Below are 23,776 nucleotides of genomic sequence, written 5' to 3'. Positions count from 1 at the left end.
CCATGGCACGAGCGAAAATGCTTCTGGTCGAGGATGATGCGGCGCTGGCCGAACTCCTCATCTGGCATTTCAAGCGCGAGGATTTCGAGGTCGCCCACACGGTCGACGGCGAAGAAGCGTTGCTGATGGCGCAGGAAAATGTGCCCGACATCGTGCTGCTCGATTGGATGGTCGAAAGCCTGTCCGGCATCGAAGTGTGCCGCCGACTGCGCCGCATGAACGGCACCGCGAACATTCCGATCATCATGCTGACCGCGCGCGGCGAGGAAGAGGATCGGGTCCGGGGCCTGGAAACCGGCGCGGACGATTATGTCACCAAGCCGTTCAGCCCCCGCGAACTGGTAGCGCGCGTCGGTGCGGTGCTGCGCCGCGTGCGCCCGGCGCTGGCCGGCGAGACGCTGACCTTCTCCGACGTGGAGATGGATACGGTCGGCCACAAAGTGCGCCGCAGCGGCCAGGTGATCCCGCTCGGTCCCACCGAGTTTCGCCTGCTCAAGCATTTCCTGGAGCATCCCGGCTGGGTCTTCTCGCGCGAGCGGCTGCTCGACAGCGTCTGGGGCCAGGACAGTGACATCGAACTGCGCACGGTGGATGTCCATATCCGCCGCCTGCGCAAGGCGATCAACGGCGACGGGCAGTATCAGGACATCATCCGCACGGTGCGGTCGGCGGGCTATGCCCTGGATACCGACGGGATAGGCTGAACCATCCCCGGCGATGGCCATAAAAAACGCCCCAAGGTGACTTGGGGCGTTTTTGTATGTGCCGATAAGTCTGCTCAGGCCGCGCGGCGGGCCTTGTTCAGTTTCTTGAGCAGCATATCGCGCTTCAGGCGCGACAGATGGTCGATGAACAACACGCCTTCCAGATGATCCATCTCATGCTGGAGGCAGGTCGCCAGCAGGCCTTCAAGCTGCTCCTCATGGATGCGACCGTCGCGGTCCATCCAGCTGGCGCGGATCACCGCGGGGCGCTCCACCTCGGCATATTGGTCGGGAACCGACAGGCAGCCTTCCTGATAGACCGACAGTTCTTCCGAACCCTTCAAAATCTGCGGATTGATGAAGACCATCGGTTTCTTGACCGGTTTGGCGTCTTCTTCTTCCGATTCGGGTTCCTGCAGGTCCATCACCAGCACACGCTTTGGCACGCCGACCTGGATCGCGGCCAGGCCGATGCCCGGTGCGTCATACATCGTCTCGAACATATCGTCGATCAGCCGTTGCAGATCGTCGTCGATCGTATCGACGGGGGTCGAAATGGTGCGCAGGCGCGGGTCGGGCGCTTCAAGGATCGGTAGGATTGCCATGGCCCGAACATAGATGGAACGGCGCGATATTTCAAGAAGGCGGGCAGACCGACGCACGTCCGCATCAGCGGCGGCCGGACAGACGCTTAACTTCGCATATTTCCCGCCAATCTTGAAATTCCAGATCAATAATAGGAAATTAAACTATAAAACCCGCTAGCACGCCAGACCGTTTAACGGAAAATGATCCTGTAGGACAGCGTGGCGCTATGCGTCGCCTACCCCACCGGCCTGCGCGCCCGCAGCGCCTGGGCCAGCGTGCCTTCGTCCAGATAATCCAGCTCGCCGCCGACCGGCACGCCATGAGCGAGCTGGGTCAGGCGGATGGGGAATCGCTCCAGCCGCTCGGCCAGATAATGGGCGGTGGTCTGGCCTTCCAGCGTCGCGTTCATCGCCAGCACCACTTCGTCCACGCCGCCCGGTTCCAACCGCGCGACCAGCGCGTCGATGGTCAGATCTTCCGGCCTTATCCCTTCCAGCGCCGACAGCCGCCCGCCCAACACGTGAAAACGACCGGGGAAGAGCCGCGACTTGTCGAGCGCCCAAAGGTCCGCGACATCCTCCACCACGCAGAGCGCGCGGGCGTCGCGGCGCGGATCGGCGCAGATGCCGCAGGGATCGACCGTATCGACATTGCCGCAGACATGGCAGGTGACGAGCCGTTCGTTCACCGCCTCCAGCGCGCGCAGCAGCGGCTCCATCGCGCCCTCGCGCTTTTTCAGCAGGTGCAGCACCGCGCGCCGGGCCGAACGGGGGCCAAGGCCGGGCAGGCGGGACAACGCCTGGGTCAACGCTTCGATTTCTGGTGAGGCCATATCGTGAGATAAGGGGTTGCAACCGGGAGAGACAAGGGGTTTGAGCAGCTTCTTTGGAAATGCGCCTCGCCGCGCATTTCGCGCCGGTGCGGAAACTGGAAACAGACTATGCGTATCATTTATATGGGCACCCCCGATTTCGCCGTTCCGGCGCTCGACGCGCTGGCGGAGGCGGGTCATGACATCGTCGCGGTCTACAGCCAGCCGCCCCGCCCGGCCGGTCGCGGCAAGGCGTTACGCCCCTCCCCCGTCCACGCCCGCGCCGAAGAGATGGGGATAGAGGTCCGAACGCCGATATCGCTGAAGGACAGCGATGTGCAGGCCGCCTTCGCCGCGCTCGACGCCGATGTCGCGGTGGTCGCGGCCTATGGCCTGATCCTGCCGCGCGCCGTGCTGGATGCGCCGCGTCATGGCTGCCTGAATATCCACGCCTCCCTGCTGCCCCGCTGGCGCGGTGCCGCGCCAATCCAGCGGGCGATCCTGTCCGGCGACAATCTGAGCGGCATCACGATCATGGACATGGAAGCAGGCCTCGACACCGGGCCGATGCGCGCCAAGCATGTCACCCCGATCGAGGACAAGACCGCGGGCGCACTGACCGCCGAACTGGCGCAGGCGGGCGCGGCGCTGATGGTCGAGGTGCTGGACGATATCACGCAGCATCCCCCCATGGCCCAGCCGGAAGACGGCGTCACCTATGCGTCGAAGATCGACAAGGCGGAGGCGCGGATCGATTTCAGCCACTCCGCGCATCAGGTCGAACGGCAGGTGCGCGCCTTCAATCCCTTCCCCGGCGCCTTCTTCGAATATCGCGGCGAACGCTTCCGCATCCTGGCCGCCCATGTCGAACATCATGCAGGGCCAGCGGGCGAACTGCTGGACGACAGCCTGCTGATCGGCTGCGGCCATGATGCGATCCGCCCGACGCTGATCCAGCGCGCGGGCAAGGCGGCGATGTCGCCGGGCGAATTGCTGCGCGGTTATGAAATGCCAGCCGGGAGCCGGGTGGATGAATAGGCGGAACGCAGCCCGGACATGACCCGTTTCGCCTTCACCGTCGAATTTGATGGCCGCCCCTTCATGGGCTGGCAGCGCCAGGCGCATGGCCCCAGCGTGCAGCAGACGATCGAGGATGCGATCTTCGCCGTGACCGGCGAGCGCGCCGTGATCCATGCCGCCGGGCGCACCGATGCTGGCGTTCACGGCCTGGCCATGCGCGCCCATGGCGATATCGACAAGACCATCGCGCCCTTTCGACTGATGGGGGCGATCAACGCCCGGATGCGCCCTGCCCCCGTCTCCATCCTGGCGTGCGAGCCGGTGGACGATGACTGGCACGCGCGTTTTTCCTGTATCGGGCGATCCTATATCTATCGCATCGCCAACCGCCGTGCGCCGCTGACGTTCGAGCGGGGTCTGACATGGCGGGTGATCCAGCCGCTTGATGTACCCGCGATGCAGGACGCGGCGCAGCTATTGGTCGGGCAACACGACTTCACCACTTTCCGGTCGGCCCATTGCCAGGCGCAAAGCCCGGTCAAGTCGCTCGACCGACTGGATGTGATACGCGACGGCGATCGGATCGCGATCCATGCGGCGGCCCGCTCCTTCCTGCATCATCAGGTGCGATCGATGGTCGGGTGCCTGGCGATGGTCGGCATGGGACGATGGCGTGCGGACGATCTACGCGCCGCGCTGGAGGCGAAGGATCGCGCGGCACTGGGCCTCAACGCGCCGCCGGACGGGCTGTATTTCGTGCAGGCGGCCTATCCTGACGCGCCTTTCAGATGAAGGCGGCGGCGCAGACCTGATTCTTGCCGGCCCGCTTGGCGGCGCGCATGGCATCGTCGGCGCAGGCGATCAGCCGGTCGAGATCGGCAAGATCGGGCGCGTCTGCGGTGACTAGGCCGAAGCTGCCGCTGATGCCCATGCCATAGGCCGCGAGCGCCAGCCGCGCTTCCTCGCCAAAGGCCTGGATCGCCTGTGCGTCCCGATCCGCCAGCAGGACCAGAAATTCGTCTCCCCCGATCCGTGCAACGACATCGCCCGCATCGGCCTGCGCTTTCAGCAGTTGCGCGATATCGACCAGGCAGGCGTCGCCGGCGGCATGGCCCTGCTCGTCGTTCAACTGTTTGAAGCCATCGAGATCGAGGAACAGCAGGCTGATGCAATGCCGGGCATGGGCCGCATGAGCCAGCACGTCTTTCGCGCGGCACGCGAAACCACGGCGGTTGAGCAGCCCGGTCAGCGGATCATGCACTGCCTCGAAACTGGCCTGGCGCAGGTCCGACATATCCTCGATCACCGCTACGTACAGTTCGGGCCGGTCATCATCGTCACGCACCATCGCGACCGTCAGGTTGATCCAGATGATCGTTCCGTCGGCACGGATATAGCGTTTTTCCATCGCGTAACGCGGCAATTCGCCCGCATTGAGCCGCGCCAGCAGCGCTTCGTCCGCGTTGAGATCGTCCGGATGGGTGATCTGTTGGAAGCCGGTGCGGATCAGCGTTTCCGCGTCATAGCCGCTTATTTCGCAAAAGCGCGGATTGACCAACAGGAAGCGACCGTCGAGCCCGACATGGGCGATACCGACCGGGGCATGGAGAAAGGTCGCCTCGAACCGGCGCTGCGCCAGCGCGAGGGCAGAGGCCGCCGTATCGTCCAACGCAACGACCTGAGCCGATGCAAGAAAAGGTTTGCGTAAAAATGTTCCGGTGAACTGCCGGTGCGACTGCCTGCTCATCCTTCGCTCTTGCACGGCAAATGGTAAACAGGCGATTACGCCGCCGCGCGGTTGTACAATTGTCAGAGGCGAGTGCGAAACGGCGTGAAGTCGGTGCCACTGTCATAGACGTCCAGCCCTTCGCGGCGCTTGAGGCCATTGACCACCATATAGGTGACCGGCGTCAACGCCGCTTCCCAGCCTACCTTCATCGCCCAATTGGTGACCATCACCGTCAGCACCTGCGCATTGCTCCAGTCGCCCCAGAAGGCGAGTGGATAGAAGATCAGGCTGTCTACCCCCTGGCCGATGACGGTAGAGCCGATGGTGCGCATCCACAAATGCCGCCCCTGCGTCCTTATTTTCATGCGAGCGAGAACGAAGCTGTTGGCCAGTTCGCCCGCCCAGAAGGCGACGAGCGACGCGAAGACGATGCGCCACGTGCTGCCGAACACCGCCTCATAGGCTTTCTGGTCTGGCCAGCCGTCCGCGGGCGGCAGCGCGACCACCACCCAGCTCATCAACGCCATGAACAGCATCGCGCCAAACCCCGCCCACACGCAGCGGCGGGCGCGGGCATAGCCATAGACTTCGGTCAGCACGTCGCCGATGACATAGCCCAGGGGGAAAAAGAGGATGCCGGCGCCGAAGGTGAACCCGCCGAGCGTCGACAGCTTGGCCGCGCCGATCAGGTTGGACAGCAGCAGGATGGCGACGAAAGCCGCCATGAAGAAGTCATAATAGCGCAGCGGCCGCGCACCCAGCGCCCCTGCATCGACTTTGTGAACTGCCCCGTCGCTCATGCGAACCTGCATATCGCGTGGTCAGGTGATTGCAAGCTGGCTTGACGCCCGCTATCGCGACACGCGCACGGCCCCGTAGCTCAGTTGGATAGAGCATTCGCCTTCTAAGCGAATGGTCGCGTGTTCGAATCACGCCGGGGTCACCATTCAAACGCCAAAAAGCATGACGCCAAGGCCGATGAACGTCAGCAGCAAGGCGAACCATAGAAAGCCATAATCGGGCGCATCAGGATCTCACATGTCATGGCTGCCTTTGCCGGGATGTTGCCCGCGCGAGCAAGTCGTCGGTCACGGACATGGTGAAGATAGGATCGGCATCGGTCGGCACTTGCGCAATCGCATCGATAAAGGCGGCGCGGGTTGCAGGATCATCATAGACCATCTTTTGGTCGAACGCCTTGCGCCATGTCACCTCATCCGGCCATTCGGCATAGCCCACGAAGCGACCGTCGGCATCGCGATGCAGTCGTGAACCATAGCTGCCATAAATTTCCCGTATCAGATCGGTGCCACGCCGCCAGGCGGCACGGAATTGATCCTCCTTGCCCGGATGGACCCGCCACCAATAGACCGCGACGAACATCGGCAACCTCCTTTGTCCAAGGACAATGAGCGGGGCCGGCCGCTGGTTCCAGCGACATCTTTGTTTGAAGGCCGCACCGGCTCGCGGCACCACCCGACCTTCCAAGATAAACTGTGGAAAGCCGGGTGGGGCCGCGGGCCGGCACCGTCACATCACAGAATCGTCTGGCCGGTCTTGGCCCAGTCAGCGGCGAAGCCTTCCAGCCCCTTGTCGGTCAGCACATGCTTGGACAACATCTTGATGACCGAAGGCGGCGCGGTCATGACGTCGGCACCGATACGAGCCGCTTCCAGCACATGGATGGGGTGCCGGACCGACGCGACCAGGATTTCGGTGTCGAAGCCGTAATTGTCGTAGATCAGGCGGATGTCGGCGATCAGCGCCATGCCGTCAAACCCGTTATCATCGTGCCGGCCGACGAAGGGCGAGATGAAGCTGGCGCCGGCCTTCGCCGCCAGCAGCGCCTGATTGGCCGAGAAGCAGAGCGTGACATTGACCATCGCGCCGTCGTCCGTCAGCGCCTTGCAGGTCTTGAGGCCGTCGATCGTCAGAGGCACCTTGATGCACACATTGTCGGCGATCTTCCGCAGCACGGCGGCTTCCTGCATCATCGTCTCATGGTCGAGCGCAACGACTTCGGCGGACACCGGGCCATCCACGATGCCGCAGATTTCCTCGACCACTTCCAGAAACTTGCGGCCCGACTTGTGAATCAGCGAGGGATTGGTGGTGACGCCGTCCAGCAGGCCGGTGGCGGCCAGTTCGCGAATGTCGGCGGTGTCGGCGGTGTCGACGAAGAATTTCATGGGGGACTCCGGGGATAGGGCGAATCGCGCTCCTTTAACCGCTGGCGGCCGGATTCGCCATGGCGACGGCATGAATTGCATCGCCTGACGCGCGCGATTAAGGCCGACGCACCTTTCCAAAGGACCAAATATGAAGCGCCACGCCCGTCTGCTGACGATTCCGATGGCCCTGTGGGGCGCATCGCCGGCACGGGCCGCGACGGAAGAAACACAGGCCTGGACCACGGAGCAGGCGATCCTGCATGCCGGCGACACAAACATCGTCACTATCGATTCAAGCCAGCGTATCCGGTCCGACGGCCAGAGCGGCGGCGAGCAGTTTCTCGCCCGCCTCACCATCGATCATCGGATCACCCCGGCGCTGCAACTGGGCAGCGGCATTGCCTATCTGCGCAGCGAAGTGGACCAGGAAATGCGCCTGTTTCAGCAAGCCACGCTGACCAGCGGCATCTGGATCAGTCGCACCCGGATCGAGCAGCGTTTCTTCAGCACGGCGAACGAGGCCAGCTGGCGGCTGCGCCAGCGGGTGCAGGCGGCGGTGCCGATCGACCGGGCGAAGCGATGGACCGTGATCGCGGCGACCGAAATCTTCTTCCACCTCAACCGCGCGCGGCCGAGCGACCGGACAGGCCTCGCGACGATGCGCAACCAGATCGGCCTGCGCCACCCGATCGCCAGCGCGGTGGACGCCCAATTTCTCTATATGCGCCAGCAGAATTTTCGCGACGGACGGCCCGATACAGTCGCCCATATTCCCTGGCTGACGCTGAGCTGGCGGCTGTGACGATTTGCCTGGCGCGCCCGGCGCGCTAAAGGACGGTCCATGTCTTCGCGCGCCCGTGTCCTCATTCTCAATGCCGCCCTGGGGCCGCTCGACTATCGCGTGCCCCATGGCATGACCGTCAGGCCCGGCAGCATCGTCGTCGCGCCGCTGGGGCCGCGCCAGTTGATCGGCGTGGTGTGGGAGGAAGGCAGCTTCCCCGATGTGGAGACGGTCGGCGACAATCGCCTGCGTAACCTGCTGGAGGTGGTGGACGCGCCGCCCTTGCCCGAAACGCTGCGCCGGCTGATCGAATGGACCGCGGATTATTATCTTAGCCCCCCTGCCGCCGTGCTGCGCATGGCCTTGTCATCCATGGCGGCGCTGGAGGGCACGCGCACGGTGATCGAATATCGCGCGACCGGGGCGGTGCCCGAACGGATGACCGAGCAGCGCACGCAGGCATTGGAACGGATCGGCGATCGGCAGGGTCTGATTCGCGAACTGGCGATGATCGGCGGGGTCAGCGACGCGGTTATCCGCGGCCTCATCAAGCAGGATATTTTCGAGCCGGTGGAGGTGAGCGTCGACACCCCCTTTCCCATGCCCGATCCCGGCCATGCGCAACCCCTCCTGTCGGAAGCGCAAACCAGTGCCGCGACCATCATGGCAGATGCGGTGCGGGCGCATGATTTCGCGCCTTTCCTGCTGGATGGCGTCACCGGGTCCGGCAAGACGGAGGTCTATTTCGAGGCGATCGCGGCGGCGATCCGCGCGGACCGGCAGGTGCTGGTGCTGCTGCCGGAAATCGCGTTGACCGAGCCGTTTCTGGAGCGATTCGAGAAACGGTTCGGCACCATCCCGGTCAACTGGCATAGCGGGTTGCGCCAGACCGAACGGCGGCGGGCGTGGCGCGCGATCGCGACGGGTCAGGCGCAAGTCGTGGTAGGCGCGCGTTCGGCACTGTTCCTGCCCTATCCGAACCTCGGCCTCATCGTCGTGGATGAAGCGCATGAGGCGAGCTTCAAGCAGGAGGATGGCGTCCATTATCATGCCCGCGACGTGGCGGTTATGCGTGGCCTCATAGAGAAATTCCCCGTCATATTGGCGTCGGCGACCCCCGCGATCGAAACGCGGCATCAGGTCGAACTGGGCCGCTATGCGGAGATCAAGCTGCCCTCGCGCTATGGCGGGGCGGAGATGCCCACGATCGAGGGCATCAACCTGCTGACCGACCCGCCCGAACGCGGCCGCTGGATCGCGCCGCCTTTGGTCAAGGCGATCGACGAGGTGATGGCGAAGGGCGAGCAGAGCCTGCTGTTCCTCAACCGGCGTGGCTATGCGCCGCTGACGCTGTGCCGCCATTGCGGCTATCGCTTCCAATGCCCCAATTGCACCGCCTGGATGGTCGAACATCGGCTGACCCATCGCCTCGCCTGCCATCATTGCGGCCATGTGATCCCGGCCCCGCGCCGCTGCCCGGATTGCAAGGAAGAGGACAGCTTGGTCGCCTGCGGCCCCGGCGTCGAGCGCATCGCCGACGAGGTGAAGGCGCTATGGCCGCAGGCGCGCACCGCGATCGCTACGTCCGATACGCTATCCTCCCCCGCCCGCGCCGCCGATTTCGTCAAGTCGGTGGAGGCGGGCGACATCGACATCATCGTCGGTACGCAATTGATAACCAAAGGCTATCATTTCCCCAACCTGACCCTGGTCGGCGTGATCGACGCGGACCTGGGGCTGGAAGGCGGCGACCTGCGTGCCGCGGAGCGCACCTTTCAGCAGATCGTGCAGGTCGCAGGCCGCGCCGGGCGTGGGGCCAAGCCGGGCAAGGTGTTCATCCAGACGCGGATGCCGACCAGCGAAGTCATCGAATCGCTGATCCAGGGCGATACCGAACGCTTCTATGCGGTCGAGACGGAGAACAGGCGGCGTGCCAACGCCCCGCCCTTCGGCCGCTTCGCCGCGATCATCATTTCCAGCGAAAATGCGGACGAGGCGGCGCAGACCGCGCGGCTGATCGGCAAGTCGGCCCCGGTAATCGAGGGGATGCGCGTCTATGGCCCTGCGCCTGCGCCGCTGTCCGTCCTGCGCGGGCGGCATCGGCATCGGTTGCTGATCCATGCGACGCGATCGGTGGATATCCAGGCGGCGATCCGCGAATGGCTGGGCAATCTGGCTTGGAAATCGGGAACGCGCGTCGCGGTGGACGTCGATCCCTACAGCTTCATGTGATGGAGACGCCCTGCCGTAATCTATGTGCCCTCGACCGGGAGCGGAAAAGCTGCACCGGATGCGGCCGGACGATAGATGAGATCGTCCATTGGCGCAGCATGACAGAAGCGGCGCGCGCCGCCGTCATGAAGCGGGTGCGGGATTTCCAGCCGGCCCAACACCGGGCTTAGCAGCGGCCTTCTTCTCACCTCGCGCCTCATATTGCGCCTTCATCTTCAGCGCCGCGTCGCGCATCCCCGACCCATGGGGTGAAAAGGCGATCGGATCGAGCAGGATCGATGCGGCCTCATATTCGCCGCGAAACGCCATCGCCTGCGCCATGTTGAAACGATAATTGGGGTTTTGCGGCAACAGGGTGAACGCCTTGTAGAGGCCGTCATAGCCCAGGTCAGGCATCTTGCCGCCGCGCATCGCATGATAGCGATAGAAAAGCGCCAGCGGCACCGGATCTTCTGTATCGGCCCGATTGGCGCGCACGATGGATGTGAGCGCGGCTTTCCAATCGCCTTCCGCATCGCTATCCTGCGCACGTTCCAGCAGCACGTTCGCCCGCACCGCATAGGCACGCGCCGATTGGGGATCGATCGCGATGGCCCGGTCGGCGGCGGCCAGCGCAGCCTCCTTTTGCTCGACCGCCCATTCGGCTTCGGCGAGCAGGGCCTGGGCATAGGCGCTGCCGGGATATTGCGCCGCCTCGGTGCGGATCGTGGTGGCAATTCCAGGCAGTTCTTCCGCGGGCGGGCGGTGGATAAGCCGTAATTCATCCTCCAACAGCGCGCCCTGAGCCGGATCGACCGGGCTGATGGCGATCTCACCGATCACCATTTCCTTGGGGGTCAGCACCGAAATATTGAGCCGATGGCGCATATAGGCCTTCAGATCCTTCTCCAGAGCGTCCAGTCCGCCATCGAAATAGCGGTCCGGCTGGATGTCTGGCACCCCGCCAGCCAGATCCCTCAAATATCGCGTCATTTCTGCGGTTCGCGCATTTTTCTGCTGAAAATAATAATGGGTCAGCAACCATGCCGTGCCATAATAGCGATCGCCATCGCGCAGGCTCAGTCCTTCGGTGTCGCGGGCGAATAGTTGCTTGAGCGGATAGGGTTGGCCCAGCACCAGCCCCGGCACCCGCGCCATGGGGACATGGGCGAACTGGATTGAGCCATCCTTCGGGAACTTCACGACCGAAAAAAACTCTGCGAACCCCTCGACATACCATGTCGGATAGGCGGCGGGAAAATGGTGCAGCATGAAATGATGGGTATATTCGTGGAAGAGCACTTCTTCCGCGCCCATGTCGAACTTGCTGTCCTTCCCTCCGCGCGACAGGAACGCATAGGCCGTGCGTTCCGATGTCGTATAATAGCCCGCAATATTGGGATTGCGCGCCAGCGCCTTCACCTTGGCCTCGCTCGACAACAGATAGACCTTGACCGGGCTGCCTGCTTCGGGAGTGGCCACGCCGGTCAATCGCCGCAGCAGGAAGTCGAACTTCTCCAGCCGTTCGGCAAAGCCGCGCAACTTTTCGTCATTGCCTTCGCTATAGACGGTGAAATGCCGGGTCTGCGCCTGCCACCACGCCGCATGGGCCGTCCCCATGCCGCCCAGCGCCAGCGCCAATCCGACCAGCGCCTTCATCCAGAATCGCATCATCCGTCTATATCCCCAAAGACCATGGCCAAGTTGGGGGAGCGCGGCGGAAATGAAAAGATGAATTTAATCCGCTACTTGCCCTTTTCCTGCGCCAGCAGCGCCCGCTTCTTTTCGACGCCCCAGGCATAGCCGCCCAGAGTGCCGTCGCCACGCACGACGCGGTGGCAGGGGATGAGGACGGCCAGATTGTTGACGCCGCACGCCGTCCCCGCCGCCCGGACCGCGCCGGGGCGTCCGACCGCTGCGGCGATCTCGCCATAGCTGCGCGTCTCGCCCGGCGGGATCGCGCGCAGCGCCGCCCAGACCGCCTGCTGGAAGGCGGTGCCGCGCACGTCGATCGGCAGGTCGACGTGCGTGCCAGGATCATCGACCAGCGCCGACACCCGCTGCGCCATCGCATCGAGCGCGTCATCCGAAGGCAGTAACGCGGCGTGCGGAAAGCGAGCGCGCAGTTCCGCCTCCCCTTCGCCGAAGCTGATCCGGCACAGCCCCTTGTCCGTCGCCGCCACCAGCATCGGACCCAGGCTGCTATCCACCACGCGCCAGCGAATCGTCGCGCCGCGTCCGCCATCCTTCCAAGCGCTCGGCGTCATGCCCAGATGCTGCCGCGCGTCGGCATAGGCGCGACTGGGCGCGCTATAGCCCGCATCGTAGATGGCCGCGGTCACGCTGCCCGGCTGCGCCAGCGTCGCCTTCAGCCGCCCAACCCGCACGCCGCGGGCATAGGCGGCGGGGGTCAGCCCCGTCTCGCGCTTGAACAGGCGGTGGAAATGATGCGGCGCATAGCCCGCATGCGCCGCGATCGCCTCCAGCCGGGGCGTTTCCTCCGCCGCCTCTATAAAGGCGATCGCCGCCGCCACGGCCAGCCGGTCGCGCCCGACCGCATCGGGATGGCAGCGCAGGCAGGCGCGATAGCCCGCTGCCTGCGCCGCCGCCGGATCGGGCAGGAAGGCCATATTTTCCCGCTTCGGGTGCCGCGCGGCGCAACTGGGCTTGCAATAGATGCCGGTCGTCGCGACGCAGCCGACGAAGCGTCCATCCATCGCCCGGTCGCGCGCCAGGAAAGCGTCCCAGCATGCGTCATCATCCGGCATGGCGTCGGCAACGGGCGTCGGGGCGGGTTTGCGGCGAGTCATCTGGTTCATGCCTATGGAATAGCCATGCGCGCTTGGCCATGCTTCCCGCGCCTTGCTGTCAAAGGTCGGGCATTTCCCGATTGCGCCGCGCCCGGCATCCAATATGTATGCGCGCATCTATGGTCGCCCTGCTCCGCCGCTTCACCCCTGCCTTCGCCTGCGCGCTCGCCCTGCTTGCGCCAGCCTCGCTCCATGCCGAACAGCAGGACATCGCCGCCGCCGCGCGCGGGGTGGTGCGCGTTGCGCTGGTCGCGACCGACGGATCGGACGCCTATTTCGTCGGCCATGGCAGCGGCTTTGCCGTCGCCCCGGACAAGGTGCTGACCAACGCCCATGTCGTCGAACTGGCGCGCGAGGAGAAAAATCTCGTTATCGGCGTGATCCCGTCCGAAGGGCGCAAAACCTATGGCGGGCGAATCATTGCCTATTCGCCGGGCAACGACCTGGCCCTGATCCAGTTGGAAGAAGGCCGCCTGCCGGTATCGACCTTTTACGCGGGCGCGGTCAGCGACGGGCAGCATGTCACCGCGATCGGCTATCCCGGCACGGTCGACCGGGCGCAGGGGCTGGGTCTCAAGCAGATGGTCGAGCCGCTCGCGACGGTGAAGACCAGCGGCAATGTCTCGTCCGGCCGCGCCAGCCAGAGCTTCGACACGCTGCTCCACACCGCGCCGCTCGCGGCTGGCAATAGCGGCGGCCCGCTGACCGACGATTGCGGCCGAGTTCTGGGGGTCAACAGCTTCGGGTCCGTATCGGACGGCAACGACGCGGAGTTCGGATTCGCCGTATCATGGCGGGAGGTCGCGTCCTTCCTGCGCCAGGCGGGCGTCTCCTCGCTCCACACCATCGTCCCCTGCCGCTCCATGGCGGAAGCCGACGCGGCGGAATCCAGCATCACCCAGCGCGAATCGCAGGCGACCGAGCAGAAGAGCCGGGCCAGCGCCGATGCGCGCGAAGACGCCATGACCCGCGCCCGCGACGCGGCAGAACGCGACGTCATCACCGCGCGCGAAAATGCGATGGCCGGTGCCGCCGTGCTGCTGGCGCTAGCCGTGCTGGGCATGGGCGCGGGTGGGCTGTTCTACACCCAGGGTAAGGAAAAGCAGTCGACCTGGTTCCTGGCGGGCGGCGGCGTGCTGCTGTTCGCGGCGCTGGGCATCTTCTTCCTCAAGCCCAGTTTTTCCAGCATCGACGAAAAAGTGAAGCTGCCCGCGGACACGTCGATCGTCGGCAACACCGCCTTCGCCTGGGCCGGTGAGAATATCTGCAAGATCGACCTCGCGCGCAGCAGGCTGACCATATCGCAGCCTAACGACGTCGGCCTCAACTGGGCAGAAGGCGGCTGCGTCAATGGCGACACCCAATATGTCGCGTCCGGCACGCTATGGCAGCGGGCAAGCGTACCCGACGAGGCCAATTATGTGTCCACCAGCCAATTCGACCCGGCGACCGGCACGCTGCGGGTGCAGCGCTGGCTGCCCGATCTCGATACGATGGACAAAGCCCGCGCGCTTTTGAAGGACGAGACGGGCAAGGCGCCGATCAAGGGCTGCGGCACCGACTCCGACCGGCTCGCCCGGATCGCCACGCTCCAGAGCGACCTGACAGCGTTGCTTCCGCCTCAGTCCAATGAGCGGATTGTGTATCATTGCCAAAAAGGACGGCTTGCCCCGGCCGATCCTGCCGAATAACCGATTCGTCGCGGCTGAAATACTCAGGCAAATAGGTGCGATTTCGCACTATCGATGGAATCGCGTCACATGACTTGCATAGTCATAATCCCACTGCTAACCGGCCGGGCAACAGGGGCACGGGACGGGATCAGACCGCGCCCTCTTTTTGCATGACCCGCAATTACGGAGGACGGCAAGCGCGTGGAGATTAACAGCGGCATTCAGGCTAGCCTCAGCGGCCGCTACGCGGTGGCGCTGTTCGATCTGGCTCGCGACGCGCAATCGCTCGACACGGTGGCGGACAGCCTGGCCGGGTTGAAGGCGGCTGTCGCCCAATCCCCCGATTTCAAGGGTCTGATCAACAGCCCCGTGCTCAGCCGGGATGTAAGTGGCAAGACGATCGCCGCCGTCGCATCCTCCATGGGGACCGACCCGCTGACGACGAAATTTCTGGGCGTGCTCGCCCAGAACCGGCGCCTTGGCCAGTTACCCGCGGTCATCCGCGCCTATGAAACGCTGCTGTCGAATCACAAGGGTGAGGTCCGCGCCGAAGTAACGAGCGCCCACCCCCTCACCAAGACCCAGATCGGCGCCCTGACCAGCAACCTGAAGGCGCGCGTCGGCCGCGACGTCATGCTCGACGCAAAGGTCGACCCTGCGATCCTGGGCGGGCTGGTCGTCAAGATCGGCAGCCAAATGATCGACAGCTCCATCCGCACACGTTTGAATACGCTCGCCCAGGCGATGAAAGGCTAAGTCATGGATATCAACGCCGCAGAAATTTCGAAGGTCATCAAGGACCAGATCGCCAATTTCGGCACCGAAGCGCAGGTCAGCGAAGTCGGTTCCGTGCTGACTGTGGGCGACGGCATCGCCCGCGTCCATGGCCTCGACAACGTCCAGGCGGGCGAAATGGTCGAATTCGCCAATGGCGTGCAAGGCATGGCGCTGAACCTGGAAGCCGACAATGTCGGCGTCGTGATCTTTGGCTCGGACAGCGAGATCAAGGAAGGCGACACCGTCAAGCGCACCGGTACCATCGTCGACGTTCCCGTCGGCAAGGGTCTGCTGGGTCGCGTCGTGGACGGCCTGGGCAATCCCATCGACGGCAAGGGTCCGATCGTGTCCGACCAGCGTATGCGCGTCGAACGCAAGGCGCCCGGCATCATCCCGCGCACCTCGGTCCATGAGCCCGTGCAGACCGGCCTCAAGGCGATCGACACGCTCGTCCCCGTCGGCCGTGGTCAGCGCGAACTGATCATCGGCGATCGCCAGACCGGCAAGACCGCCGTCGCGATCGACACCTTCATCAACCAGAAGGCCGCGAATGCGGGCGATGACGAGAGCAAGAAGCTCTACTGTATCTATGTCGCGATCGGCCAGAAGCGCTCGACCGTGGCGCAGATCGTCAAGCAGCTCGAAGAAAATGGCGCGATGGAATATTCCATCGTCGTCGCCGCGACCGCGTCGGAACCAGCCCCGCTCCAGTATCTCGCCCCCTATACCGGCGTGACCATGGGCGAATATTTCCGCGACAACGGCATGCACGCGGTCATCGTCTATGACGATCTGTCGAAGCAGGCCGTGGCCTATCGCCAGATGTCGCTGCTGCTGCGTCGTCCTCCGGGCCGCGAAGCCTATCCTGGCGACGTCTTCTATCTGCACAGCCGCCTGCTGGAGCGCGCTGCCAAGATGAACAAGGAAAATGGCTCGGGCTCGCTGACCGCTTTGCCGATCATCGAAACCCAGGCGGGCGACGTTTCCGCGTACATCCCGACCAACGTGATTTCGATCACCGACGGCCAGATCTTCCTGGAAACCAACCTCTTCTATCAGGGCATCCGTCCGGCCATCAACGTGGGCCTCTCGGTGTCGCGCGTCGGTTCCGCCGCGCAGACCAAGGCGATGAAGAAGGTGTCCGGCTCGATCAAGCTGGAGCTGGCCCAGTATCGCGAAATGGCGGCCTTCGCCCAGTTCGGGTCCGACCTCGACGCCTCGACCCAGAAGCTGCTGAACCGTGGCGCACGTCTGACCGAGCTGCTGAAGCAGGGCCAGTTCTCGCCGCTGCCGTTCGAAGAGCAGACCGCGTCGATCTTCGCAGGCACCAACGGCTATCTGGACAGCGTCCCGGTCAAGGACGTGACCCGCTATGAAGAGCTGATGCTCGCCTATCTGCGTCACGAGCATGCCGACGTGCTGACCATGATCCGCGATACCAAGGATCTGGGCGACGACGCCAAGGGCAAGCTGAAAGCCGCGCTCGACAGCTTCGGCAAGACGTTTGCATAAGATAAATTTCGTCATCCCAGCGAAGGCTGGGATGACGAACTGAAGGGTTCGTCATGGCTAGCCTCAAAGAATTGAAGATCCGCATCGGGTCGGTGAAATCGACCCAGAAGATCACCAAGGCGAAGCAGATGGTCGCCGCCGCGAAACTGCGCAAGGCGCAGGCCGCGGCTGAGGCCGCACGCCCCTACAGCAGCCGCCTGGAAGCGGTCGTCGCCAGCCTGGCATCGAAGATCGCGGGCGGCACCGGCGAAGGCGCCTCTCCTTTGCTCGCAGGCACCGGCAAGGACGAAGTTCATCTGCTGGTCGTAGCAAACTCCGATCGCGGCCTGGCCGGTGCGTTCAACGCCAACATCGTCAAGGCCGCGCTGGCCAAGGCGCGCGCGCTGGAGCTGGACGGCAAGAAGGTGCAATTCTACCTGATCGGTCGCAAGGGTCGCCCGGTCATCAACCGCGCATATCCGGGCAAGATCGTCGCGCAGTTCGACACCACCGGTGCCAAGCAGCCCGGCTATGATCAAGCGCAGGCGATCGGGCAGGAACTCAGCAAGATGTTCCTCGACGGCAAGTTCGACATCGCCCACCTTTTCTATTCGCGCTTCAAGTCAGCGCTGGCGCAGATCCCGACCGAGCAGCAGATCATCCCGGTCAAGATCCCGGCCGATGCCGACCGCAACGCCATCCCCGCCACGGTGGAATATGAGCCGAGCGAGGAAGCTATTCTGGACGATCTGTTGCCGCGCAACATCTCGATCCAGCTGTTCAAGGCGCTGCTGGAAAACAACGCATCCGAACAGGGCGCGTCGATGACCGCGATGGATAACGCCACGCGCAACGCCGGCGACCTGATCAGCAAGCTGACGATCCAGTATAACCGCAGCCGCCAAGCCGCGATCACCACCGAACTCGTTGAAATCATCTCGGGCGCTGAAGCCCTCTAAGACCCCGCACGCAAGGACAGAAGTCATGGCAACCACCAACAATGTAGGCCGCATTTCGCAGGTCATCGGCGCTGTCGTCGACGTGACCTTCCCCGATGCGCTCCCGTCGATCCTGTCGGCGCTGGAAACCAGCAACAACGGCCAGCGCCTAGTGCTGGAAGTCGCCCAGCATCTGGGTGAGAACACCGTCCGCACCATCGCGATGGACTCGACCGAGGGTCTAACCCGCGGCCAGGAAGTGACCGACACCGGCGCGCAGATCAGCGTCCCCGTCGGCCCCGCCACGCTCGGCCGCATCCTCAACGTCATCGGGGAACCAATCGACGAGCGCGGCCCGGTGCAGACCGACATGCGCTCGCCCATCCACGCGCTTGCGCCGCTGTTCGTCGACCAGTCGACCGAAAGCTCCATCTTGGTCACCGGCATCAAGGTCATCGACCTGCTCGCCCCTTATGCGAAGGGCGGCAAGATCGGCCTGTTCGGCGGCGCGGGCGTCGGCAAGACCGTGCTCATTCAGGAACTGATCAACAACATCGCCAAGGGCCATGGCGGCACCTCGGTCTTTGCAGGCGTCGGTGAGCGCACCCGTGAGGGTAACGATCTATACCACGAATTTCTCGACGCCGGCGTTATCGCCAAGGACGCCGACGGCAACGCCATAAGCGAAGGCTCCAAGGTCGCGCTGGTCTATGGCCAGATGAACGAGCCGCCGGGCGCGCGTGCCCGCGTCGCCCTGTCGGGCCTGACCATCGCCGAATATTTCCGCGACGTCGAAAATCAGGACGTGCTGTTCTTCGTGGACAACATCTTCCGCTTTACCCAGGCAGGCGCGGAAGTGTCCGCTCTGCTCGGCCGTATTCCGTCGGCGGTGGGCTATCAGCCGACCCTGTCGACCGACATGGGCCAGTTGCAGGAGCGCATCACGTCGACCAACAAGGGGTCGATCACCTCGGTTCAGGCCGTCTACGTCCCCGCCGACGATTTGACCGATCCGGCGCCGGCGACCTCATTCGCGCATCTTGATGCGACGACCGTTCTCAACCGTGCGATTTCGGAACTGGGCATCTACCCGGCCGTCGATCCGCTCGACTCCACCAGCCGCGTGCTGGAGCCGCGCACCGTGGGCCAGGAACATTATGACACCGCCCGCGCGGTCCAGTCGATCCTGCAAAAATACAAGTCGTTGCAGGACATCATCGCGATCCTGGGCATGGACGAGCTGTCGGAAGAGGACAAGCTGACCGTCGCCCGCGCGCGCAAGATCCAGAAGTTCCTGTCGCAGCCCTTCCACGTCGCCGAAGTCTTCACCGGCATCAGCGGCAAGTTCGTCCAGATCGAAGACACGGTGAAGTCGTTCAAGGCCGTGGTCGACGGCGAATATGACCATCTGCCCGAAAACGCCTTCTACATGGTCGGCGGCATCGACGAAGCGGTCGAAAAGGCCAAGAAGCTGGCTGCGGAAGCGGCGTAAGCTGATAATTCCCCTCCCTTTAGGGAGGGGTTAGGGGAGGGCCTGTAATAGGCCTTCGCCAATGACATCCCCTCCCCCGACCCCTCCCTAAAGGGAGGGGGGAGTAAGAAAAAATGGCACTGCATTTCGAACTCGTAACCCCGGAAAAGCTCGTCCGCTCGGCGGATGTCTGGCAGGTCGTGGTGCCCGGCACCGATGGCGACTTCGGCGTGCTGGAGGGCCACGCGCCCTTCATGTCGACGGTCCGCGACGGCAGCATCCAGATTTTCGCGACGGCAGGTGCCGCGCCGGAAATCATCCCGGTCGAAGGCGGCTTTGCCGAAGTGAATGAAAAGGGCCTGACGGTCCTGGCCGAAAAGGCCGGCTGACCGCAGCCATCGCTGAATATGCAATCGACCGGCCGCACGCGGCTTGGTCGTCAGGAGGGGTGCCGTTGGCGCCCCTTTTGCGTGGCGCGACAGGCTCAAGCCAGGTCGAAATGCGCCGCCCCCGCCTCGACCCGGTCGACGGCGTCGGGCCAGTCCGCGCGCCGGCGCAAAAAGGGGCTGAGGAATAAAAGCGGCAGTTTGACGAACAGCAATTCGGAATGGATGAAGCCGTCGATCGCCCGTTCCCACCGCGTCGATCCGCCCCGGCGATGATGCAGCAGCCAGCCGTCATAAGGTGCCCAATGGCTAGGCTCGTCCTTGTGGACGATCGCCAGGATTGTCATTAGCACCTTGTCGTTGCGCACCAGCGGATGTGTGAGCAATATCTCGACCTGCTTGAAACCGCGTTTTTCCGTCAGCGAGATTACACGGCACAGTTTTTCGAACTGATCGTCGCTATCGATGATCTTTTGCGTATCGAGCTGGTCGATCCCGGTGCGGAACATGATCTCCACGAAGCGATCGATATGCCCGCAGGCGCGATCGACGAACAGGGGCATGGTGCCGCGCAATTCGAACCAGCGCCGGAACATGAGATAATGTTTGCGTTCGTCGGCGCGGTGCTTCTCTACCGCGGCAATCAGCGCAAAATCTTCCGGCGAGCGGACGCGAATGGCATCCAGCACGCGATCGATGGCCGTATAGCCGCGATGCTCGTTATAAATGTAGATCGACCCGAGTAAGTCGAGATACCGTTGACGAAACCATTCTGGCACGGCGAATCTCTATGCTTGGCTATGGGAGGTGTCAATTGCAGGGCAATGAACGGACCGATGTAGGAAAAGTAACAGAAATATAATGGAAATATTTTGCCGGAAGGCCATCGCCTGCCCCCGCCCGGTCACGACGGGTGCCAAGCCTACGACTTGACCATTTCCCGCATTGCCGCGCCGCCGCATCCTTGTCATGAAACGATGCAGATGACCGCCTCTGCCCCTGCCCTACCCACCTCGTCCCCGATCGCCCGTCCCCTGCCGGGCGGTTGGCTGGTCGCGGGGATGGCCGGCTGGCTGGGGGTCGGCCAGTTGCTGCTGTGGCGCTTTCTCGATGTCATGCCCTTATGGGCCTATGCGCTGGGCGCTGTCCTGCTAGCGACGCTCTGCGTCCTGATCGTACGCGCCGCACGCGGCTTTGCCGGACCACCGCCCGCAACGCTGCTGACATGCATCGCCATCGCGCTGCTCTTGCTGCTGCTGGGTGGCGAGGGGCGCTTCTTCTATGCCAATCTCGACTGGCAGGTGCGGCTGGCGGCGATGCGGGACATGGTCGTCAATCCCTGGCCTTTCGTCTACACCGCCCGCGGCGCGCCCGATGTGCTGCGCGCGCCGATCGGCATGTTCCTGGCCCCGGCGCTGATCGCCAAGGCGCTGGGCGGGCGGGCGGGCGACATTGCCCTCCTGGTGCAGAATGCCCTGATGCTGGGCACGGTGCTGGCGCTCGGTTCCACCCTGTTCGACACGCGCCGCGCCAGGCTGGTGGCGCTGGCCGTCGTCATCGGCTTTTCGGGCCTGGACGCGCTGGGCCGTATCCTGTTTCGCGGCGGCCTGTCCGATCATCTCGAAAACTGGGCCTATCTCCAATATAGCTCCACCATCACCCTGGCCTTCTGGGTGCCGCAACATGCGCTGTCGGGGTGGATCGGGGCGCTGGCCTATCTGCTCTGGCGCGGTGGCAAAGCGCCGCTGGGCGCGGTGCTGGCGCTGCTGCCGCTCACCGCCCTTTGGTCGCCGCTCGGATTGATGGGGGCGATGCCGTTCGCCGCGCTGGCCGGGGTGCGATCGCTTCTGCGACGCGAATTGCGCCTGGACGACATTGGCGTCCCGGCGCTCGCCACCCTGTTGTGCATTCCCGGCCTCCTCTATCTCGGCGCGGCGAATGACGGCGTGGGGGCGCGGTTGATGACATTCGTCCCGCTGCAATGGGGCTTGTTCGAACTGCTGGAGGTGCTGGTCTATGTCGTGCCGCTCGCCCTCCTAGTACGCCAACCGCGCTTCGGGCGCGACACGCTGGCGCTGCTCGCCCTGCTACTGCTTGCCATTCCTTTCGTCCAGATCGGCTGGTCGATCGACTTCATGATGCGCGCATCGATCAGCGCGCTCGCCATATTGGCGGTGATGGTCGCCGACGCGCTAATCCACGTACCGCGCAGCCGCCCCTGGCTAATCCTGCCGCTGCTGATCGGCACCGTCACCGGCTTTCATGAGGTGCGCCGCGCGCTCGTCCACCCCGCCGCACCTGAAGTTCGCTGTACCGTGGTGAAGGCCTGGCAACAGACTTTCGCCTATTTCCCGATGGGGTCGTATCTCGCCCCGCTGGACGCCATGCCGGGGCTGATACGGCCGATCAATCCCACGCGCGTCAGCGCCGACGAACCCACCCGCTGCTGGGACGGACATTGGTATCATCCCGACGAATTTCTACGCTGACAATATGGCGTAGAGCGACAAGCCGATCGGAAAGCGGAAACGGCCCAGCACATGCCGCTCCCACCCGAATATCGTCCGCAAGGCACCATTGACCATCGGCGAAGGCTCGGCATCCAGCCCGCCCTTACGGCGGAGCAGACGATGCGCCGTCCGCGTGGCGACGGCGATCGGGAACAGCAGGCTGTTGAAATAGCCGACGGATTCCACTTTCAGCCCGGCCGCCTCCGCCACGCTGCGCAGTCCCGACAGCGTATAGCGGCGCTTGTGATGATGCAGCACGTCATGGTCGGACCAGAGCCAGGGCACCGCCGGGACGGTCAGCAGGATGCGCCCCCCTGCCGCCAGTCGCCCCCGCAGGGCGTTCAGCGACGCGCGATCCTCCTCCACATGTTCCAGCACGTCCAGTAGCGCGATCAGGTCGTAGCGCTGCTCACCAAAGCCGATCCGGCCCGGCAACATGCCCGGTTCCACCTGCGCCACCCCGCGCGCCGTCGCCAGCGCGCGCGCCTCGCCATCATATTCCAGCGCTTCCACCCTGCCATGGCGGGCCAGCATCGCCAGATTGCCGCCGGTGCCGCACCCCGCTTCCAGGATACGGGCGTCGGCACGCGGCGCGACCTGGGTGTGGATCAACCGATCCAATATGGCGCGACGGGCGACGAACCACCAATGGGTCCCCTCCTGCGCGCTCATGCTCGCATAGGCTGATCGGTCCATAATGTCTCTTCTTCGAGCGGTTGATGCGCAGCGTGCGCGACGGGGGCGTCCACGACATAGAGCGGCCGCTTGCGGACTTCGCGCGCGACCCGTCCCAGATATTCCCCGATGATCCCCAGGCTGAGCAGGTTGAGGCCGCCCAGCATCAGCACCGCGACCATGATCGACGCATAGCCGGGCACATCGACCCCGGTGACGATCGTATGCAGCACCAGGACGGTGGCATAGGCGAAGGCCAGCAGCGCAATCCCGCCGCCGATATAGGACCAGATGCGCAGCGGCATGGTGGTGGATGTCGTGATCCCGTCGATCGCCAGCGACCAGAGCTTGCCCAGCCGCCATTTGGTCGTGCCCGCTCCGCGCGCGGCACGGACATAGTCCACCGTCGCGACGCGAAAGCCGATCCACGAAAAAAGCCCCTTGTTGAAGCGCGCCTGTTCGCCCAGCTGCTTGATGACGTCCACCGCCTGCCGGTCCAGCAGGCGGAAATCGCCTACATTTTCGGGGATGGGATAGTCGGACAGCCGATTGAGCAGCGCATAGAAGCCCTGCGCGCTCGCGCGCTTTAGCCAGCTGTCGCTTGACCGGTCGGCGCGGCGGGCGTTGACCACCTGCGCCCCGGCCAGCCAGGCGCGCACCATGTCCACGATCACGCCCGGCGGATCTTGCAGATCGACGTCGATCGGGATGACGGCATCGCCCGCGGCATGGTCAATGCCAGCGGCCAAGGCCGCTTCCTTGCCGAAATTGCGGGACAGCGACAGGCAGCGTATGTCGGGGTTCAGGCGCGCCAGGATCGCCAATATGTCGGCGGTCCGATCCGAACTGCCATCGTCGATGAACAGATATTCGGCGCGGGCATCCGGCCCGATCAGCGCGAGCGCCGCCGTCACCGCCGGGCGCGCCGCGTCCAGGAACAACGAGATCGCATCCTGCTCATTATAGACAGGAATGACGATGGACAGGGTCGACATCGTGCGCAACTTTCACCAGAGAACCCCCCTGCTAT

Annotated in this window: 24 protein-coding genes and 1 tRNA gene; 14 read left to right on the top strand and 11 right to left on the bottom strand. The window is 64.1% G+C overall.

The window, feature by feature from the left end; genetic code table 11:
- The first annotated feature begins 2 nt into the window (after positions 1 to 2).
- Positions 3 to 704, top strand: a complete 702-nt coding sequence (gene phoB / locus HHL08_RS02465; protein ID WP_066600767.1) for a phosphate regulon transcriptional regulator PhoB — start codon at positions 3 to 5, stop codon at positions 702 to 704.
- A 74-nt stretch (positions 705 to 778) separates the two neighbouring features.
- Here the strand turns inward: phoB and def are convergent, their stop codons facing one another.
- Positions 779 to 1,309 carry a peptide deformylase gene (def, locus tag HHL08_RS02460; protein WP_169570872.1) on the bottom strand — a complete coding sequence of 177 codons (531 nt, stop codon included), beginning with the start codon at positions 1,307 to 1,309 and terminating at the stop codon, positions 779 to 781.
- Between the two features lie 218 nt (positions 1,310 to 1,527).
- A complete protein-coding gene (gene recR, locus HHL08_RS02455; RefSeq protein ID WP_169570871.1) occupies positions 1,528 to 2,124 on the bottom strand; it encodes a recombination mediator RecR in 597 nt (198 codons plus the stop codon).
- A 108-nt stretch (positions 2,125 to 2,232) separates the two neighbouring features.
- Here recR and fmt point away from each other — a divergent pair, with 108 nt between their 5' ends.
- Both fmt and truA read left to right on the top strand, forming a co-directional pair.
- Entirely contained in the window at positions 2,233 to 3,141 is a 909-nt protein-coding gene (fmt, locus tag HHL08_RS02450; protein ID WP_169570870.1) for a methionyl-tRNA formyltransferase, read from the top strand.
- Positions 3,142 to 3,159: 18 nt separating this feature from the next.
- A complete protein-coding gene (gene truA, locus HHL08_RS02445; RefSeq protein WP_169570869.1) occupies positions 3,160 to 3,915 on the top strand; it encodes a tRNA pseudouridine(38-40) synthase TruA in 756 nt (251 codons plus the stop codon).
- Here the strand turns inward: truA and HHL08_RS02440 are convergent.
- Both HHL08_RS02440 and HHL08_RS02435 read right to left on the bottom strand, forming a co-directional pair.
- Positions 3,908 to 4,870, bottom strand: coding sequence for a GGDEF domain-containing protein (locus HHL08_RS02440; RefSeq protein ID WP_169570868.1), 963 nt, complete (start codon positions 4,868 to 4,870; stop codon positions 3,908 to 3,910). The two genes, truA and HHL08_RS02440, sit on opposite strands and share 8 nt — an antisense overlap.
- A gap of 62 nt (positions 4,871 to 4,932) precedes the next feature.
- The gene (locus HHL08_RS02435; protein WP_169570867.1) at positions 4,933 to 5,652 is read right to left on the bottom strand and encodes a queuosine precursor transporter; all 720 of its coding nucleotides are present in this window, start codon (positions 5,650 to 5,652) and stop codon (positions 4,933 to 4,935) included.
- Between the two features lie 69 nt (positions 5,653 to 5,721).
- On the opposite strand from HHL08_RS02435, the gene HHL08_RS02430 reads away from it, so the two are divergent.
- Positions 5,722 to 5,798 (top strand) — tRNA-Arg (locus HHL08_RS02430).
- Between the two features lie 95 nt (positions 5,799 to 5,893).
- Here HHL08_RS02430 and HHL08_RS02425 read toward each other — a convergent pair.
- Both HHL08_RS02425 and fsa read right to left on the bottom strand, forming a co-directional pair.
- Positions 5,894 to 6,235, bottom strand: coding sequence for an antibiotic biosynthesis monooxygenase family protein (locus HHL08_RS02425; protein ID WP_169570866.1), 342 nt, complete (start codon positions 6,233 to 6,235; stop codon positions 5,894 to 5,896).
- A gap of 152 nt (positions 6,236 to 6,387) precedes the next feature.
- On the bottom strand, positions 6,388 to 7,041 hold the full coding sequence (gene fsa, locus HHL08_RS02420; protein WP_169570865.1) for a fructose-6-phosphate aldolase: 654 nt from the start codon (positions 7,039 to 7,041) through the stop codon (positions 6,388 to 6,390).
- Positions 7,042 to 7,171: 130 nt separating this feature from the next.
- Here fsa and HHL08_RS02415 point away from each other — a divergent pair, with 130 nt between their 5' ends.
- Genes HHL08_RS02415 through HHL08_RS02405 form a run of 3 tightly spaced genes read left to right on the top strand, consistent with a single transcriptional unit; the run spans position 7,172 to position 10,206 of the window.
- Positions 7,172 to 7,825 (top strand): DUF2490 domain-containing protein, encoded by a 654-nt coding sequence (locus tag HHL08_RS02415; RefSeq protein WP_169570864.1) that lies wholly within the window; start codon positions 7,172 to 7,174, stop codon positions 7,823 to 7,825.
- 39 nt (positions 7,826 to 7,864) lie between these two features.
- Complete coding sequence (locus HHL08_RS02410; protein ID WP_169570863.1) at positions 7,865 to 10,036, top strand: primosomal protein N'; 2,172 nt, start codon at positions 7,865 to 7,867, stop codon at positions 10,034 to 10,036.
- Entirely contained in the window at positions 9,964 to 10,206 is a 243-nt protein-coding gene (locus tag HHL08_RS02405; protein ID WP_328804543.1) for a DUF1289 domain-containing protein, read from the top strand. Before HHL08_RS02410 ends, HHL08_RS02405 begins: the two co-directional genes overlap by 73 nt.
- On the opposite strand, the gene HHL08_RS02400 is transcribed toward HHL08_RS02405, so the two are convergent.
- Together HHL08_RS02400 and ada are read right to left on the bottom strand one after the other, a co-directional pair.
- Positions 10,160 to 11,689 carry a hypothetical protein gene (locus HHL08_RS02400; protein ID WP_169570861.1) on the bottom strand — a complete coding sequence of 510 codons (1,530 nt, stop codon included), beginning with the start codon at positions 11,687 to 11,689 and terminating at the stop codon, positions 10,160 to 10,162. The two genes, HHL08_RS02405 and HHL08_RS02400, sit on opposite strands and share 47 nt — an antisense overlap.
- 71 nt (positions 11,690 to 11,760) lie before the next feature.
- Complete coding sequence (ada, locus tag HHL08_RS02395) at positions 11,761 to 12,834, bottom strand: bifunctional DNA-binding transcriptional regulator/O6-methylguanine-DNA methyltransferase Ada (RefSeq protein WP_169570860.1); 1,074 nt, start codon at positions 12,832 to 12,834, stop codon at positions 11,761 to 11,763.
- Between the two features lie 110 nt (positions 12,835 to 12,944).
- Between ada and HHL08_RS02390 the strand changes: the two genes are divergently transcribed.
- The 6 genes from HHL08_RS02390 to HHL08_RS02365 all read left to right on the top strand — a co-directional run bounded on the left by HHL08_RS02390 (position 12,945) and on the right by HHL08_RS02365 (position 19,564).
- Positions 12,945 to 14,516: a S1C family serine protease gene (locus tag HHL08_RS02390; RefSeq protein WP_169571100.1), complete on the top strand. Its 1,572-nt coding sequence runs from the start codon at positions 12,945 to 12,947 to the stop codon at positions 14,514 to 14,516.
- Between the two features lie 183 nt (positions 14,517 to 14,699).
- Positions 14,700 to 15,254 carry a F0F1 ATP synthase subunit delta gene (locus HHL08_RS02385; RefSeq protein ID WP_169570859.1) on the top strand — a complete coding sequence of 185 codons (555 nt, stop codon included), beginning with the start codon at positions 14,700 to 14,702 and terminating at the stop codon, positions 15,252 to 15,254.
- 3 nt (positions 15,255 to 15,257) lie between these two features.
- Positions 15,258 to 16,787 carry a F0F1 ATP synthase subunit alpha gene (gene atpA, locus HHL08_RS02380; RefSeq protein ID WP_169570858.1) on the top strand — a complete coding sequence of 510 codons (1,530 nt, stop codon included), beginning with the start codon at positions 15,258 to 15,260 and terminating at the stop codon, positions 16,785 to 16,787.
- Positions 16,788 to 16,840: 53 nt separating this feature from the next.
- Positions 16,841 to 17,725 (top strand): F0F1 ATP synthase subunit gamma, encoded by an 885-nt coding sequence (locus HHL08_RS02375; protein WP_169570857.1) that lies wholly within the window; start codon positions 16,841 to 16,843, stop codon positions 17,723 to 17,725.
- Positions 17,726 to 17,750: 25 nt separating this feature from the next.
- Complete coding sequence (gene atpD / locus HHL08_RS02370) at positions 17,751 to 19,196, top strand: F0F1 ATP synthase subunit beta (protein WP_169570856.1); 1,446 nt, start codon at positions 17,751 to 17,753, stop codon at positions 19,194 to 19,196.
- 113 nt (positions 19,197 to 19,309) lie between these two features.
- A complete protein-coding gene (locus tag HHL08_RS02365) occupies positions 19,310 to 19,564 on the top strand; it encodes an ATP synthase F1 subunit epsilon (protein ID WP_169570855.1) in 255 nt (84 codons plus the stop codon).
- Between the two features lie 95 nt (positions 19,565 to 19,659).
- Here the strand turns inward: HHL08_RS02365 and HHL08_RS02360 are convergent, their stop codons facing one another.
- On the bottom strand, positions 19,660 to 20,340 hold the full coding sequence (locus HHL08_RS02360) for a ferritin-like domain-containing protein (RefSeq protein ID WP_169570854.1): 681 nt from the start codon (positions 20,338 to 20,340) through the stop codon (positions 19,660 to 19,662).
- 204 nt (positions 20,341 to 20,544) lie between these two features.
- On the opposite strand from HHL08_RS02360, the gene HHL08_RS02355 reads away from it, so the two are divergent.
- Positions 20,545 to 22,050, top strand: coding sequence for a hypothetical protein (locus tag HHL08_RS02355; RefSeq protein WP_169570853.1), 1,506 nt, complete (start codon positions 20,545 to 20,547; stop codon positions 22,048 to 22,050).
- On the opposite strand, the gene HHL08_RS02350 is transcribed toward HHL08_RS02355, so the two are convergent.
- Both HHL08_RS02350 and HHL08_RS02345 read right to left on the bottom strand, forming a co-directional pair.
- On the bottom strand, positions 22,042 to 22,767 hold the full coding sequence (locus HHL08_RS02350; RefSeq protein ID WP_169570852.1) for a class I SAM-dependent methyltransferase: 726 nt from the start codon (positions 22,765 to 22,767) through the stop codon (positions 22,042 to 22,044). The genes HHL08_RS02355 and HHL08_RS02350 overlap by 9 nt on opposite strands.
- On the bottom strand, positions 22,740 to 23,741 hold the full coding sequence (locus tag HHL08_RS02345; RefSeq protein WP_169570851.1) for a glycosyltransferase family 2 protein: 1,002 nt from the start codon (positions 23,739 to 23,741) through the stop codon (positions 22,740 to 22,742). The genes HHL08_RS02350 and HHL08_RS02345 overlap by 28 nt, the downstream gene beginning before the upstream one ends.
- Between the last annotated feature and the right edge of the window lie 35 nt (positions 23,742 to 23,776).

This window comes from Sphingobium psychrophilum (assembly GCF_012927105.1).
GTDB lineage: Bacteria > Pseudomonadota > Alphaproteobacteria > Sphingomonadales > Sphingomonadaceae > Sphingobium > Sphingobium psychrophilum.
The sequence above is the reverse complement of the archived record's forward strand: the minus strand, read 5'-3'. Positions and strand labels throughout refer to the sequence as shown.

Excerpts from the sequence above, each read along its gene's own strand:
- def (WP_169570872.1), bottom strand. The coding sequence starts at position 1,309 with ATGGCAATCCTACCGATCCTTGAAGCGCCCGACCCGCGCCTGCGCACC.
- HHL08_RS02350 (WP_169570852.1), bottom strand. The coding sequence starts at position 22,767 with ATGGACCGATCAGCCTATGCGAGCATGAGCGCGCAGGAGGGGACCCAT.
- ada (WP_169570860.1), bottom strand. The coding sequence starts at position 12,834 with ATGAACCAGATGACTCGCCGCAAACCCGCCCCGACGCCCGTTGCCGAC.
- HHL08_RS02390 (WP_169571100.1), top strand. The coding sequence starts at position 12,945 with ATGGTCGCCCTGCTCCGCCGCTTCACCCCTGCCTTCGCCTGCGCGCTC.
- HHL08_RS02440 (WP_169570868.1), bottom strand. The coding sequence starts at position 4,870 with ATGAGCAGGCAGTCGCACCGGCAGTTCACCGGAACATTTTTACGCAAA.
- HHL08_RS02405 (WP_328804543.1), top strand. The coding sequence starts at position 9,964 with ATGGCTGGGCAATCTGGCTTGGAAATCGGGAACGCGCGTCGCGGTGGA.
- fsa (WP_169570865.1), bottom strand. The coding sequence starts at position 7,041 with ATGAAATTCTTCGTCGACACCGCCGACACCGCCGACATTCGCGAACTG.
- HHL08_RS02415 (WP_169570864.1), top strand. The coding sequence starts at position 7,172 with ATGAAGCGCCACGCCCGTCTGCTGACGATTCCGATGGCCCTGTGGGGC.
- phoB (WP_066600767.1), top strand. The coding sequence starts at position 3 with ATGGCACGAGCGAAAATGCTTCTGGTCGAGGATGATGCGGCGCTGGCC.
- atpA (WP_169570858.1), top strand. The coding sequence starts at position 15,258 with ATGGATATCAACGCCGCAGAAATTTCGAAGGTCATCAAGGACCAGATC.
- recR (WP_169570871.1), bottom strand. The coding sequence starts at position 2,124 with ATGGCCTCACCAGAAATCGAAGCGTTGACCCAGGCGTTGTCCCGCCTG.
- HHL08_RS02375 (WP_169570857.1), top strand. The coding sequence starts at position 16,841 with ATGGCTAGCCTCAAAGAATTGAAGATCCGCATCGGGTCGGTGAAATCG.
- HHL08_RS02410 (WP_169570863.1), top strand. The coding sequence starts at position 7,865 with ATGTCTTCGCGCGCCCGTGTCCTCATTCTCAATGCCGCCCTGGGGCCG.
- HHL08_RS02435 (WP_169570867.1), bottom strand. The coding sequence starts at position 5,652 with ATGAGCGACGGGGCAGTTCACAAAGTCGATGCAGGGGCGCTGGGTGCG.
- HHL08_RS02355 (WP_169570853.1), top strand. The coding sequence starts at position 20,545 with ATGACCGCCTCTGCCCCTGCCCTACCCACCTCGTCCCCGATCGCCCGT.
- HHL08_RS02425 (WP_169570866.1), bottom strand. The coding sequence starts at position 6,235 with ATGTTCGTCGCGGTCTATTGGTGGCGGGTCCATCCGGGCAAGGAGGAT.
- atpD (WP_169570856.1), top strand. The coding sequence starts at position 17,751 with ATGGCAACCACCAACAATGTAGGCCGCATTTCGCAGGTCATCGGCGCT.
- truA (WP_169570869.1), top strand. The coding sequence starts at position 3,160 with ATGACCCGTTTCGCCTTCACCGTCGAATTTGATGGCCGCCCCTTCATG.
- HHL08_RS02400 (WP_169570861.1), bottom strand. The coding sequence starts at position 11,689 with ATGATGCGATTCTGGATGAAGGCGCTGGTCGGATTGGCGCTGGCGCTG.
- HHL08_RS02345 (WP_169570851.1), bottom strand. The coding sequence starts at position 23,741 with ATGTCGACCCTGTCCATCGTCATTCCTGTCTATAATGAGCAGGATGCG.
- HHL08_RS02365 (WP_169570855.1), top strand. The coding sequence starts at position 19,310 with ATGGCACTGCATTTCGAACTCGTAACCCCGGAAAAGCTCGTCCGCTCG.
- fmt (WP_169570870.1), top strand. The coding sequence starts at position 2,233 with ATGCGTATCATTTATATGGGCACCCCCGATTTCGCCGTTCCGGCGCTC.